Below are 13,160 nucleotides of genomic sequence, written 5' to 3' on the forward strand. Positions count from 1 at the left end.
GATACGGCGCCCGCCCTCTCGGGGGTCAGGCGACCAGTCTTGCAGTAGCTTGGGTCGGTGCGGCGTGGTCTAAACGGTCGCACGGTCGGGGTGTTGGCTCACCCCGGCCCCTGAAAGGGGCAAAATAAAAGCCCCGCTCGATGGCGGGGCTTGGGTGTCACCGAAGCGACGAGGCTCTAGCGAGGCAGTCGGTCAGACGTCCCGGCGGATCACGATGATCGGCTGGGTCTGGATCGCGAAAGACCCGTTTTTCAGGTCATGCACAGCAGTACCATCCTCCAGCGAGAAGCTCTGCGCTCCCCTGATGCTGAGGGCCTTGCCCGAAGGCAGTGTGCGTGTGGTTTTTGGCTGCCAAGTCTGGACGGTGTAGCGTTTGCCCAGAGAGTCCTGGCAGACGAAAGTATCTGTCATCTGCATAATCGACTCATGTCCTTATCTGAGAACCCCACGATAACATGATCTCATGTTAATAAATAGCCTCCTTATGATTTTCGCCAAATGCGGGAAAATTCCCCGACATCCTCCTTGAATTTCTCCCTTCCGAATTCCATCTAAAGGTTATCCCCTGTTGGACTTCAGCGCGGTTCTGTCTCCGTCACAGATCCGCGCTTCTTTTATGCGGCACTATCTTTTTGAACAGATTGCCCGGAAACCCGACTTGGCTTATAGTTGAAGGATGACAAGTTTCGGGCGCGGGACCACTCACGGTTTCTGTTCTACCGCGCCCACTACCTCCCCTCCCACTTCCCCTCCACAAACAGGTTCACCTGCACGGCCTTCTCGCGCGGGCATTGGTGATAGGCCCAGAGCTCGTAGCGCTCGGGGATGGCCTTCCCGGCCGGCCAGACGATCTCCCATGGGCCCCAGGGCTGTTTGAGGCGGTTAGGCGGACGTGAGCCCGGCGGACGTAGTTCTTCCTCAGCCGAGGTATCGACCACCGCACGGTAGCTGGTGCCGCCGATCACCACATAGGCGGCGAGCCCGCGATATTCGCAGCGGCGCTTGACCATATCGCCCATCAGCTGCAGCCCCTCGGGCGTCACGCTCGAGGAGGTCACCGTCACCGCCACAAAGGGCGTCTGGCCGGTGAAGTCGCGCCAGGGCCGCGAGGATTGCGCCTGCCGGATCCACGGCTCGGCCACGGCCAGCACCGCGATCGCGGCCAGCACCCAGATCGGCAGGCGGTTGGCGCGGATGGCGGTTTTGATGTGATCGCTCATTTGCCGCCCCCCAGCTTCTTGCGGATCATGTCCTTGAGGAAATCGCGATCACGGACCATGGCGGTGAGCACATCGAGCACGATGAGCCCGACCGACATGATCGCCACCGCCGCCAGCACTTCGGAGCCGCGCACATAGGGCGCAACCGAGGGCGAGAGCCCCACGGTCAGGAAGGCGCTGGCGGCGGTCTTGGCGAGGCGCTTGACGAGCGGCTCGCGTTCGGCGTCGCGGGTGGCGACATAGATCACCATCCCCGCCAGCACCGCCCAGTATTCGATAGGTTTGGAGAACATGCGCCCCTCGCTTCGCTCATAAAAAATCCCGCCTCGGGGGCGGGTCATCCTGCGTCTTCTGTGCTGGTCTGGTCGGGCTCAGGCTCGGGTGGCGCCGGCAGCGGCACCGGCCCGCTGGTCACCGTGACAGGATCAGGGAAGCGCTGCGCCTCGGAAGCGTTGTCGCCGATCGGCAGGAGCAGCGTGACGGTCCAGTCGCCGCTGGCCTGCGTGGCGCTCTGGATGTAGCCGGCGAGGCCCGTCTCTTCGTCATATTCCAGCGCAGTCAGAGTGAACTCGGTGCCGTTGACACTGAGGGTGTCGCCCTCCACGGACAGTTCGTGGAGTTCGTAATCGGTGCCCGGACGGCGGACGATGGGTGAGAAGATGATATTCATGAGCGTCTCCTTAGCGCCAGCGACCTGTGGCTCTGACATGGACAATCGCGGAATTTCCACTGGCAAAATCCGTGGCTCCCGCAGAGCGATAAAGACGTACCGCAGTACCTGTCGCGCTCGGGGTACCGACCCCACAGACGGCAAGACCTGTGGGCCCGACATTCGCCGAAAGCGAAGAGACATTCAGCGTCGTTTGCAGCACGGGGATCGATGAGAACGCAGCCGGATAGGTCCATGAGGCGCTGATGAGCGTCGGCCCTTCATAGGCCAGCGAGACCTTGTTCCAGCATTCCTGCGTTCCGTCCGCAAAGCGGGTGTAATCGCCATTCGCGTTCGAACCGGTCTGGATCACGGCGCCGGTCGGTTTCGTGCCGTCATACCCTACGGTCCCGACCACATTGTTCTCCGTGAAGACCTCGAACCAACCGGTCAGCGAGCTGTCGGAATTATGCCTGCCGATAAACATCCGCCTGCCGCCCGAATCCTGATAGAGCAGCGTTTTGGCATAGGTCGAGTGGGTCATCACCCACATCGTGCCCCAGTTCGTCGGCGCTCCATAAGCTCCGGCGAGGAAATAGATACCAGAGGAATTGGCGTAAAAATCCGTCAGATCATATGTCGCCATGCCCCCCGAGCCTGCGGGGATACCGAGGCCGAACGCGCCAGTCTTGAGAACACGCGAGGTTGTCGTGTCATAGGCATCCTGCTGGATCCCCGTGCCGCCCAGCACCGCACCATTGGCCTTCAGCACCCCGCTCTGGCCGATCAGGCTGCGCCCATCCGCCGTCAGATCCGCCATGGCCATGGCACCTGCCCCTGTGAAATAAGGCAGCTTGTTGGCCGCGCCACCCAGATGCGCGAAGGCCGCGATATTGTCCGAGGGCACATCGCCGATCATCGTCTCGATCCAGTCGCCCATGCCCTGCATGTACTCGCCCATGACGGGGAACCAGCCGAGGAAGCCTTGGGCCTTGGCCGCAAAGCTCGGGTCGCCGAGGATCGGGGCCTCGTTGGGCGGTGGGGTATAGGTCGGTTTTGCCATCAGGCCACTCCAGTTAATGTAAGGGTTGCAATCGTGCGCCCGCCGCCCGAGAGCGCGGGGAAGAAGTCATCGGCCACGCCGTAGACCGCGAGGGCGAAGGGCGTCATGCCATCGCCCGGGTAGAAGTAAGCGGGCGCGCCGCGCGCCTGCTCGAGCGCGCGCTGGATCCGGCGATTGGCGGCCGTGTCAAAGGCCAGCTGCCATTCGGCCTTGCGGGCCGTGGGGCGTTTGACGATCGAGACATTGCCATAATCATCGGTCTCGCGGCGCGAGTAATCGGTAAAGCCCGAGCGCGAGCCATCGAGCACATCGCCCAGGTATTCCCCCCGCCCCATGACGATCTCGGCCACCGAGGCCGTGCCGCCCGGATTGGAGATCGTGATCTCAATGGTGAAGCCCGAGAGCGCGCCGAGATCGACAAAGACCTGCTCGGGGTCGAAACTATCCTCATAGGTGAAGAAGTCGGCCCAGCTCTGGATCTGGCTCGTGTCCAGCAGGTCAGCCGTGCGGTCATAGACCACGCCGCCCCCCGCATCGCGGATCACCACCTGCAACGAGATCGCCACCAGATCGATGAAGGCGATCGCATCGACCCGCGCGGGCAGGCCCAGCGTGTAGGTGATGCTTTCCCCCCGCGTGGTGGCCTGACCCAGCGTGGCGTCAAAGGCCCGCCAGCGATTGGTCGAGCCGACCTCCACCCAGTAATCCCCGGCATTCGTGCCCGAGACCGGATGCACGCCGGATCCGGGCGCCAGCGCCTCATAGATGCGATGGGTGGCGGTCAGGATCACCCGATCGCCCACCGCATAAGAGGTGCCCGCGGCCCATGCGGCATGGTCATCCTCGGCCACATTCGAGGCCTGCATATTCCCCGCGCCCAAGGGCACGGGGATGATCATCAGAGCTTCGGTCATTGCGTCTCGGCCTCCCGCCGTTCTTCGATCATGCGCAGCTTTCGCATGTCATTGGTCCCGCTCAGCCCCAGCTGGCGCTGTTCGCTGCGCATACCGGCCACTTCCTCGCGCAGCGCCTTCACCTCGGCCAGAAGCGCTGCGTCAGCGCCCTGCCCCTGCCCGCCGCCACCCGAGAGCATCCGACGGGTCTGATCGGCCGACCAGATCCGGCTCGCGCCCGTGGCCTCGATCTCGGGACCCTTCTCGCCCACGAGCCGCAGACCGCCCGCGTGATGGCCGCCGCGGGCAAAGGCCGGCACGCCGCCCATCCCCTCGATCTGCGCGCGCAGCACCGCCATCTTCCGCTCGAGCGCCGGCGCATCGCCGATCAGCGAGACCAGCTGATCCTCGAGCCCGCCATCGGCCCAGAAGGCCGCGCGGAACCCTGCGATGTCATCGCCGCGCCCGTAATCGACATGGGTCGCCGCATAGGAGACATTCCCCGCGTCATCGACCGAGAGCGTGGCGTTCTTGTTGCCATTGCGGATATCCACGCCGGTCGAACGCTCAAGCGCCTTGATCTGCGCGATGACCGAACTGGCGGTGCTGATGACACTGGCTTTCTGGTCGGCCAGTGTGGCGAGGCTCGCCTGTGCCGTGGCCAGCGCTTGCGCCGCTTTGGCCTGGGCCAGCTGCTCGTCCATCACCTTGCGCAGATCGACAAGCGCCCCACGCAGGCCGGTCATTGCCGCCTTCGCCGAGGCCATGGGCGTGGCGACAGAGTTGGTCATCAGGCTCGCGAAGGCCGAGCTCGGATCAAAGCGGAAGGACCCGCCCAACGTGATCCGGCCCGCACTCGACCCCGAGACCGCCGCCAGCAGGCTCTTCTGCTGGGCGGTCAGCCCCGAGAGATCGACCGTGCCCTTCAGCGTGCGGGTCAGTGTCCCGCTCGCGGCCCTGAGCATGCGGATCTGGTCGCCCGAGAGGGATCCCAGCCGCACCGTGCCCGCGATGATACGCGAGACCGTGAGCGCCGCGCTCGAGAGCGCCGCCCGCTGATCCGAGCTCAGACCTTTGGCAAAAGTCGCGCGGATGGTGATCGCCCGCGCGGCCGATGTATTGGCGTTCAGAAGCAGCGCCTTGATCTGCGCCGATTGATTGCTCGCCAGCACGCCTGTGATCTGCGCGATATAGCCGCCCTGCTGGGTAAGCAGGATCCGGCGCTGATCGGCGGTGAGCCCTTTCGAGAAGGCCGCCTCGATCATCGCGGCATAGCTGCCCTGCCCGGCAAAGACGAGTTTACGCAGATCCGCCGTGATGCCTTTGCCAAAGCTTGCATTCACCGTCACCGCATAGGCGCCGAGATTGCCGAGCGCGAGTTTGACCGCCCGCGTATCCGCCTTGGAGGACAGCGCCACATTCACCACCCGCGCCAACTCGCTATTGCCGGCCAGCGCCACCCGCATGGTCTCTGCATCGAGCTTGCGCCCCGTCAGAAGATTGACCGTCTTCTGCAGCGTCGAGGTCGTAGCGAGTGCCAGCGTGGTCAGATCGCGGCCGAGATCATTCTGTGCCAGATATTCGACCGTCTTCACATGTTCCGAGGCCCCCGTCAGCGCGAGCCATTTCTGGTCGGCCGAGAGGTCGGAGCGGGTGATGAAGTCGACATAGCGGGTGACACCCGAGGCGCTGTCCGACAACATCGCCTTCAGATAGTCGGGGATCTTGGCATCCTCGACCACATCAATCGCCAGATCGATCTGTTTCTGCAGGCTGGCATAGTTGATCTCCGCAGCCGCCGTGATGGCGTCATCTAAGCTCCCAAGCTGGGTCTCAAGTGTGGTGATCTGCTCCTCGCTCAGCGCATTGCCGGCCGCCAGATAATCACGGGCCTCGGTCATCAGATCGAGCTGTGCCTGCGTGAGGCTCACAATCGCTTCGGACTTCGCCCCCTCGATCTGGGCAATGCCTTCCACCTGTCCCAGATCCGAGGCGACGCGCGCCTGGGCGCGGGCCACATCGAGCGCGCTGGTGGCCGTGGCCGAGACCCGATCAAGATAGGTCTGCGCCACACCGGTCAGCCCACTTGTGGCATCGAGATCGCCCGCCCTGGCCGAGGCCAGCGTCGCTTGATAGCGCGCGGCCGAGAAGGCCAGCGCTGATTGCGGCGAGGTCATGGCCGAGGCGGTGCCCCGCATCTCGGCCACGAACGCGGCGATACTGTCGGCGGCCTTGTACCAATTGGTCGCGGCCTGCGCCGAGGCCTGTTGTGCCGCCGTGTAAGCGGTGATCGCCCCATCGAGCGAGGTCGAGACCTGCCCCGAAAGCGCCTCGATCTGCGCGGTGAAGGCCGAGACCTGCGGCAGGATCTCGTCAAAGACGCCCGCCATGCCCACAAGTGTGGCCCAAAGCGCGCGGCCGCCTTCGGTGGTCAGATCCATCGCATCGACCAGCGCGCGGTATTGATCGCGGCTCTTGGGCATGGCGATCCCCATATCGGCCAGTGCCTCGGTGGTCTGGCGCGTCAGCGTGGCGAGCCGCTCGCTCTCGGAATAGACCGCTTCGTAATAGGTGCTCACAGCCGTGCCGAAGGCCTCATCGCCGCCAAAGAGCTGCGTGAGCTGGCTCGCCATATCGGCGCCGACCAGCCCCGTGGCACGGAAGGCATTGCCCAGCGTATCCATCGCCGCATTCACCGTTTGTAAGGCAGAGGCCAAACGATTGATGGTCTCCATCGCGCCTTCACCCGAGGCCGAGAATGCCTCGAGCCCCGCCACTTGGCCTGCATAGGCATCGCCCAGCTCGGTGAGCTTGTCCTGCAGCACCTCCAGCGCCTCGTCTTCCGAAAGCCCCCTGGTGGAGAACTTCAGCTCATAGGCAAAGTCGTCGAAAGCTTCGGCCCCGATATCAAGCGCCGCAGCCGCGGCTACGACCGAATCCTGCACGCCATAGACGGCCTGCGTGATCGGATCGGCGACATCAGAGGAGGCCGTAGCGTATTTGGTCTTCTTCGATTTGGAGAGCCCCCACCATTTGGACTTCTCGATCCGCTGATAGGTCTGCACCGAGACATCTCCGCCGCCGATCAGCGCGCGGATGCCGGTATCGAGCACCTTGGTTTTGCCGATCAGCCCCGAGATCAGGAAGCCCACCGCCGCCACCGGCAGCGCGATGGCCCCGATCGCGGCCGAGAGACCAGTAATCCCCGAAGTGGCCCCGCCCAGAACGGAGGTGAGATAGGTGCCCGCCGCCGCCAAGCCACCGCCCGCGCCGGTGAGGCTGGTGACCAGCCCGCCCGCGCCCGAGATGAAGGCATTGACCGAGGTGCCGATGACACCCGCGAGCCCAAGCCCGCTGGTCGCGATCGACCCAAGGCCGCCGGGCTTGACGCCCGCCGCGGAGCCTGCGGCCGCCGCGGCCGTGCCGGCGACACCGGTCGCGCCCGTGACCCCCATCGCCACCAGAATGCGGTTCTTGGCGGCTGTGGCGATCATCTGTTTGAGCCAGGTTTTGAACATATCGCCAATGCTCCCCAATGTGGTCCGGAACCCCGTGAAGAGCCCGTCGACCAGCGTGTCTGTGAGTTCGCCCACCAGCGGCAGGCTATCGGCCAGATCGGCATTGAGCTGCGCCATGGCCTTCTGCACTTCCTCGGGCGTGAGGAGCCCCTCCTTCGCCAGAGTGTTCAGCTCGCCCAGCTCGCGGCGATAGCGGTTCATCGGATCGATCAGATCGCGCCAGCGCTCGGCCTCTTTCGCCTGCGCCTTCTCGAGCTTTTGGGCGGCCTTCAGCCCCGCCGTGCCCGCTTTGGTCGAGGCTTTCTGGGCCGCCGTCAGCTGATCGAGTGTCGCGAGCTTGTCGGACATGGTCTTGATCTGCGCCTGATCGATGGCGAGCCGCGCATCGGCAGCCAGCGCATCCTCGCCCGCCGCCACCGCCGCATCACGCCGCGCCTGCGCTTCCAGCTCGAGCCCCGCGATGCGCGTGGCGTTGGCCACATTCTGCTTGGTGCGCGTGGCCTCGATCTGCACATCGAGCGTTTTGATCTGCGCATCGAGATTGGTCGAGAAGCCGGTGGCCGCCGCCATAGCCGAGGCCAGACGCTGCGCGGCATCGGCCGCACTGTTGAGCCCCACCGGCAGATTGGCCGCGATCTTCTCCGCCTGCTCAGCGTAGCCCGCCAGTCGCAGCGCCTCGATGGCCGTCTGGGCCGCGGCCGAGGCCGCCTCCTGCAGATCGGGCGGAATGCGCCCCGCGCTATCCTTCACCGCCATCAGTACCTGCGTCAGATCCTTGGCCCCTGCCGCCACCTGATCGACATCGCCCGAATTGATCTTGCCCATTGCATCGGCCACGCCGCGCGCCTCGATGATCGTCAGCCCGAACTGGCTCTGCAGCTGGCGGATGCTCGTCTGCGCCATGGTTAGAAAGTCCTCGCGCAGCGCCCCGCCGGCCTGACGCGTGGCCGCATCGAACTGGTCGACTTGCGCCACAAGATCGGCAAAGCGGGTGCGCAGCGCCTCGGTCGAGGCATCGAGATCATTCATCGCCTTCAGCTGTGCCAGATCGAGCATGGCGAGGTTCATCTCCCGCGCGGCCTCGGCATTGAGCCCGAACTCCTTGCGCAGGGCCGCCATCGGGATCGCTGCCACATCGAGCGCCGCGCGCAGATCGCCGAGCGAGCCTTCGAGATCATCGACCGCCTCGCCCATATCCTTGGCCTTGCGTCCAAAGTCCCCAAGCATCGGCAGCACCACAGCGCCCACGGCCACCAGCGTCCCCAAAGCAGAGCCGATCATCGCGAGCTTGCCCGAGAAGCCCAAAGCCCCCAGAAGCTGCGGGGCCTGCATGGCAAAGGCCCGCATCACATCGGTGCCACCCGCGATCTGCACGAAGAAGTCCTGCACCTGGAAGGACGCGTTCGAGAATGCCGAGGACATCCGCCCCGAGATCCCGCCCGTGCGCTGCATCACCCCGCTTGTGGCCGAGAGCTGCTCGCCCAGAAGCCGCAGCGTATTGGCCCGCGCGCGGTCATCAACCACCCCTGCCGCTTGAGCGGCATTGAGCACCTCCACCGCCTGCTTGTAGCGCTGCGAGCTGGCATAGAGCGGATCGACCGAGACCCGCAGGCTCTCATAGCTCCGCGCCGCACTCGCCGCCGTGCGGGCAGCTTCCGCCTGTGCCGCTTCACCTGCACGAGTAGCCTGTGCCGCGCGATCCGAGGCCGTGGCCACGCCGAGATACCTGGCCGCTGCCTGCTCGAGCACCTGATTAGCCGCCCGCTGGCTCGCCACCCCGCTCTCGACAAACCCCGCCACCTGGCGCTGCACATCCGCATAGCGTTGGCTCGCGGCAAAGGCCGGATCGATCGAGGCGCGCAGCTGGTCAAAGGACCGCGCCGCCTTCATTTCCACCGAGGCCCGCACCCCCGCCCAGGCCTGATTGATATTACCCGCCATCTTCTGCGCCTCGGCACTCGCCGCCCGCGCCCCCGACTGGAACTGGCTCAGGTCCAGCCCGAGCTTCGCCTGCATCGCACCCATCTGGCCCATCGCCATGGCACACCTCTTTTGAATGGAAAAAGGGGCAGACCGTGAGGTCCGCCCCTTGGGGTTGGTTGGGATAGCACCGGGAGCTCGCTTGCCTAAATTCCGCCAGACGGGCCTGTTTCCCGAACGCCATCCAAAGGTAGGAAATATAGCTAAGGCTATGAATACGCTGTTTTATAAGCCAAATGGCCATTTCCGCCCGATCCGCGGTTGACAGCCCACGCCCCTGCCGCCAATTGGGAGGCATCGGGGAGTAGCGACCGCGCGAGCGGAGGCACGTCAACATCCTCGCGGCGATACCGCGTGGCGTGTCTGATCCATCGGGATTTTGCGAGACCGTGGCGATCGGACTCTGCGGGCGGGGTCTGTCCATCGCCCGGCAAGCCCCTGAGGATCACCTGATGTCACCTTTCTCGATCGGCGCTCTCGCCCTGACAATGTCTATCGACGCCTTCATCGCGTCACTCGGCAAGGGCACGGCCACCGCACGCCCGAACTTCGCCGCGACCCTGCGCACCGGTGCGGTTTTCGGCATCGTGGAAGCCATCACCCCGCTAATCGGTTGGGCGGCAGGCATGGCCGCGTCGCGCTACGTGCAGGCGGTCGATCACTGGATCGCCTTCACGCTGCTTGCCGGCGTCGGTATCCATATGGCCCTGCAGGCATGGACCCGCGATGCCGAGGAGGATGCGGGGCCCGTCTCCTTCTGGGCGACCCTCGTCACCGCAATCGGCACCTCGATCGACGCGATGGCCGTTGGCGTGTCCCTCGCCTTCCTGCAGGTGAATATCGTTATCATCGCGCTGGCCATCGGCTGCACCACCATGATCATGAGCTCGACTGGCCTGCTGGTCGGACGCTATATCGGCGCCCGCTTCGGCCGCATCGCCGAAACGCTGGGCGGGATGGTACTGGTCGCCATCGGCGGCATGATCCTCTGGGAGCATCTGACACAGGCGGGGTGAGTATATCTCCGCGCCTAAAGCCTTTCGATTTTTAGACGCGCACGAAGTAAACGTTTCATCGAGTCAAGCCATCCTTCCGGCGCGTGGTTCAGCACCGGAGAAGCGTGCGCCTTCATGATCAATTGCGCCGTCTTCGTGAGTTCCCACCGGAACTTGTCGGCATGGCCGGTTTCCTGCAGCTGGATGCCGAAGGTCTGCTCCACCCACGCCACTTCGTCGCGAGACTGTTCTCTGACGATTTCCTTGGCGCTTTCGGGCAACGTGAACCGGCTGCCCCCCACATTGAAGATCGCATACTTATTGAACGGCTTGGGCTGCTTCGCGTCTTGATTCTTTTTATAGATATCGGCGAGCAGCACGCCATCCATCGTGAGCCCTTCATTGGAGCGCTTTACAGGCAACTGACCGGCGAGTTCTTCATGCCCGAGCAAGCTGATGAAATCGTCAATCACATTGCGGTTTTTCATATCGCCATAATTGCGCACGCAGACTGTCAAACCTGCTTTTTGCAGAGGCTCGATCGAGCTCCTTATCCTGCTCCAATGCGGATTTTCAATTAGCGCATCCAGCGACTTCGATCCCATCTTGACGCTTTGCTGTGCTGCACTGACCGCCAGATCGACGGGGTGGCGGATATAGAAGATGAAGACCGGCTCGAAACCAGCCGAGGCGAAGTAGTCTGCGACCCGTCCTGCGTGGTGCCCGAGATTATACAGATACTCGGAGGATACGACGATGTCGGTCGTGCTCTGCGTCACCTGCGTATGGAAGTCTTCCTTGATCTGCGTGACCTGTGCTTCCGTATATCCCTTGCGGGTTATGAAGAAATGCCCGCTTCCCTTGGGATGAAACAACGCTACCAGAGCCGCCGCATTCGAAAACGGCGTCTCGGGGTGGAACAGGCCATGCTTCTGCAGAAGCGGCCCATGATCTCTCAAGGCATATTGTATCGCGGTAGTGCCTGTCTTAGGCAACCCCATGTGGATATACGCTTTAGGCAAAGACCGCCCTTTCAAAATAGCTTCACGCAATACTCCTAGCATGTGTGAAGAAATGAGGTCACGTTAATTTGTTTGGCCGTGAAAACGGTATTTCTCAGCCCACTCGAATAGAAAAGGGGCAGACCGTGAGGTCCGCCCCTTGGGGTTGGTGTTGAGTTCAAGTCAAAGCGCTAAAGCATTCACGCGCAGAAAATCATTCCGCATCGCCTGCTTTTTACTTGCCATCACCAGTAACTAATCGAGCTACGCCGTCGGTAAGATGAATTTCGTAGGGCTTAACACGCGAGAGTTCGTTTGCGCCCAACGAAAAGCTATAAAAAGCAAGCATTACAAGACAAATAGCAACTCCAAGCATAATGATATTTATTGAGTAATGAATGATTTTATCCGCGATATGCGCGTCGCATTTTAAGCGCTCAGTTTTTACCGCGAATAGCGTTCCGAAAGCGGTCAGCGTGCATGAGGCCGAGAGAGCAGCCGCTAACAGAAATAGAATTATCCCCCATAATGCGTTTGCGAATAGAAGATCATTCCCCGATTGCGATAAGACGTTCAGCAAATACCCTATGGCCACAAACGGCGCGGCTATGGCAGCCGTTATCTGTGTTTTCCATTCATTCAGAAACTTAACGAACTTATTTTCCGGCGAACGTTTTTTTTGCATCTATCAGTCCCTTTTAAACGTAGTGCCTCTTAATCGAACCAGACAATATTTGTTACATTCAAAATTACTTACAGTTTTTTTCTGAATGCACTTTGGGTGAAATATTAAACAGACGGCGCCCTGGTTACCTTATCCATAGCCCACAGCCAACGGATCCTCCCCCGCCTGCCGCGCGGCAAAATACCCTGCACACATCTCGAACAGAAGCTCGGCCTCCCAGCCTTCGGTGATCCGGCCTGTGGCCTGCATGAAGGCGCTGATCTCGGGCCAGTCGGTGGCGCGCAGATCGAGGCCGGTGGAGCGGACCGGATCGAGGCGGATCATCGCCTCGACCAGATAGTTGCCGGCGTCGAGCTCAGGCAGCCCGAGGGGCCGCCCCATGCGCTCGGCGAAAGCCAGCCGGGTCTCGCTCCACGATCTGGGCGTGGAATGGAGATGGCCCAGCTGGCGTGCATAGGCGATCAGCGCGCGTTTGCGTTTCCCAGGTAACTCTCGCGTTTCGAGGCAAAGGCCAGCACCTGCTCGGCAAAGCTCTTTTCGCCTTCCTGGCCGTTGATCATCTGCAGGTTCAGGAACCAGCGCAGATCGTCCTCGGAGGTGGTCAGTGCCGCCTCGCCACGCGCGATATTCTCGAAGCCGGTGATCAGCGGCACCGCGCCATCCACCATCTGGGCGTGGAGGTCCTCGAGCGTGCGGGCCTCCTCGCTTTCCTTTTTGGGTTTGTCCTTCAGCTTGGCGCATTGGACGGCGCGCAGGGCCGATTGCACGGCACGGCTCTCGGTGCCGCGCACCAGCACCACGCAGGGCTTGCTCCGCGCCTCATCGGCAAAGAGCTCCTCGCCCGAGGCGGGGTCTTTCAGATGCAGGCGGGCGGGTTTGTCTGCGGCCGAGCGGCTGTCGAATTTGGTGAAGTCCATGAGGTTTATCCTTCAGGGTTCAGGTTCAATAAAAAGGGCGGCTGCGGGTGAACCACGCCCGCAACCACCCTGCTCCGGCGCGCAACCCCGTGCGCCAGAGATCTCTCTTTCTGTTGGCTTAGGCCGCCGCGACCCGCACGAGCGCCGAGTTGATCCGGAACTGGCCGGTCATGCCTTTGGCGGTGGAGGCCGTGCGCGAGCGGTCGCGGATATTGGCGACCTTGGTGTGGAAGTAGATC

At 62.8% G+C, this 13,160-nt stretch carries 12 protein-coding genes and 1 riboswitch; of the genes, 1 reads left to right on the top strand and 11 read right to left on the bottom strand.

Features of this window, described 5'->3' with window-relative positions:
- Positions 1 to 192 precede the first annotated feature (192 nt).
- The 7 genes from VSX56_RS19850 to VSX56_RS19880 all read right to left on the bottom strand — a co-directional run bounded on the left by VSX56_RS19850 (position 193) and on the right by VSX56_RS19880 (position 9,383).
- Complete coding sequence (locus tag VSX56_RS19850) at positions 193 to 417, bottom strand: hypothetical protein (protein WP_339113253.1); 225 nt, start codon at positions 415 to 417, stop codon at positions 193 to 195.
- Positions 418 to 728: 311 nt separating this feature from the next.
- Complete coding sequence (locus VSX56_RS19855) at positions 729 to 1,220, bottom strand: hypothetical protein (RefSeq protein WP_350939287.1); 492 nt, start codon at positions 1,218 to 1,220, stop codon at positions 729 to 731.
- Positions 1,217 to 1,513 (bottom strand): hypothetical protein, encoded by a 297-nt coding sequence (locus tag VSX56_RS19860; protein WP_339112294.1) that lies wholly within the window; start codon positions 1,511 to 1,513, stop codon positions 1,217 to 1,219. The genes VSX56_RS19855 and VSX56_RS19860 overlap by 4 nt, the downstream gene beginning before the upstream one ends.
- 44 nt (positions 1,514 to 1,557) lie before the next feature.
- Positions 1,558 to 1,890, bottom strand: coding sequence for a hypothetical protein (locus VSX56_RS19865; RefSeq protein ID WP_350939288.1), 333 nt, complete (start codon positions 1,888 to 1,890; stop codon positions 1,558 to 1,560).
- Positions 1,891 to 1,900: 10 nt separating this feature from the next.
- Positions 1,901 to 2,932 (bottom strand): hypothetical protein, encoded by a 1,032-nt coding sequence (locus tag VSX56_RS19870; RefSeq protein ID WP_350939289.1) that lies wholly within the window; start codon positions 2,930 to 2,932, stop codon positions 1,901 to 1,903.
- On the bottom strand, positions 2,932 to 3,846 hold the full coding sequence (locus tag VSX56_RS19875; RefSeq protein ID WP_350939290.1) for a hypothetical protein: 915 nt from the start codon (positions 3,844 to 3,846) through the stop codon (positions 2,932 to 2,934). The genes VSX56_RS19870 and VSX56_RS19875 overlap by 1 nt, the downstream gene beginning before the upstream one ends.
- The gene (locus VSX56_RS19880) at positions 3,843 to 9,383 is read right to left on the bottom strand and encodes a coiled-coil domain-containing protein (protein ID WP_350939291.1); all 5,541 of its coding nucleotides are present in this window, start codon (positions 9,381 to 9,383) and stop codon (positions 3,843 to 3,845) included. Before VSX56_RS19880 ends, VSX56_RS19875 begins: the two co-directional genes overlap by 4 nt.
- Before the next feature lie 223 nt (positions 9,384 to 9,606).
- Positions 9,607 to 9,770, top strand: a riboswitch (yybP-ykoY riboswitch).
- Positions 9,771 to 9,775: 5 nt separating this feature from the next.
- Here VSX56_RS19880 and VSX56_RS19885 point away from each other — a divergent pair.
- A complete protein-coding gene (locus VSX56_RS19885; RefSeq protein ID WP_350939292.1) occupies positions 9,776 to 10,339 on the top strand; it encodes a manganese efflux pump MntP in 564 nt (187 codons plus the stop codon).
- Positions 10,340 to 10,353: 14 nt separating this feature from the next.
- Here VSX56_RS19885 and VSX56_RS19890 read toward each other — a convergent pair whose 3' ends face one another.
- The 4 genes from VSX56_RS19890 to VSX56_RS19905 form a co-directional block, all read right to left on the bottom strand.
- Positions 10,354 to 11,370 (bottom strand): hypothetical protein, encoded by a 1,017-nt coding sequence (locus tag VSX56_RS19890; RefSeq protein ID WP_350939293.1) that lies wholly within the window; start codon positions 11,368 to 11,370, stop codon positions 10,354 to 10,356.
- A gap of 184 nt (positions 11,371 to 11,554) precedes the next feature.
- A complete protein-coding gene (locus tag VSX56_RS19895; RefSeq protein WP_350939294.1) occupies positions 11,555 to 12,004 on the bottom strand; it encodes a hypothetical protein in 450 nt (149 codons plus the stop codon).
- A gap of 129 nt (positions 12,005 to 12,133) precedes the next feature.
- On the bottom strand, positions 12,134 to 12,385 hold the full coding sequence (locus tag VSX56_RS19900) for a hypothetical protein (RefSeq protein WP_350939295.1): 252 nt from the start codon (positions 12,383 to 12,385) through the stop codon (positions 12,134 to 12,136).
- 80 nt (positions 12,386 to 12,465) lie between these two features.
- Positions 12,466 to 12,921 (bottom strand): hypothetical protein, encoded by a 456-nt coding sequence (locus tag VSX56_RS19905; RefSeq protein WP_350939296.1) that lies wholly within the window; start codon positions 12,919 to 12,921, stop codon positions 12,466 to 12,468.
- Positions 12,922 to 13,160: the final 239 nt, after the last annotated feature.

Source organism: Thioclava kandeliae, assembly GCF_040297545.1.
Lineage (GTDB): Bacteria > Pseudomonadota > Alphaproteobacteria > Rhodobacterales > Rhodobacteraceae > Thioclava > Thioclava kandeliae.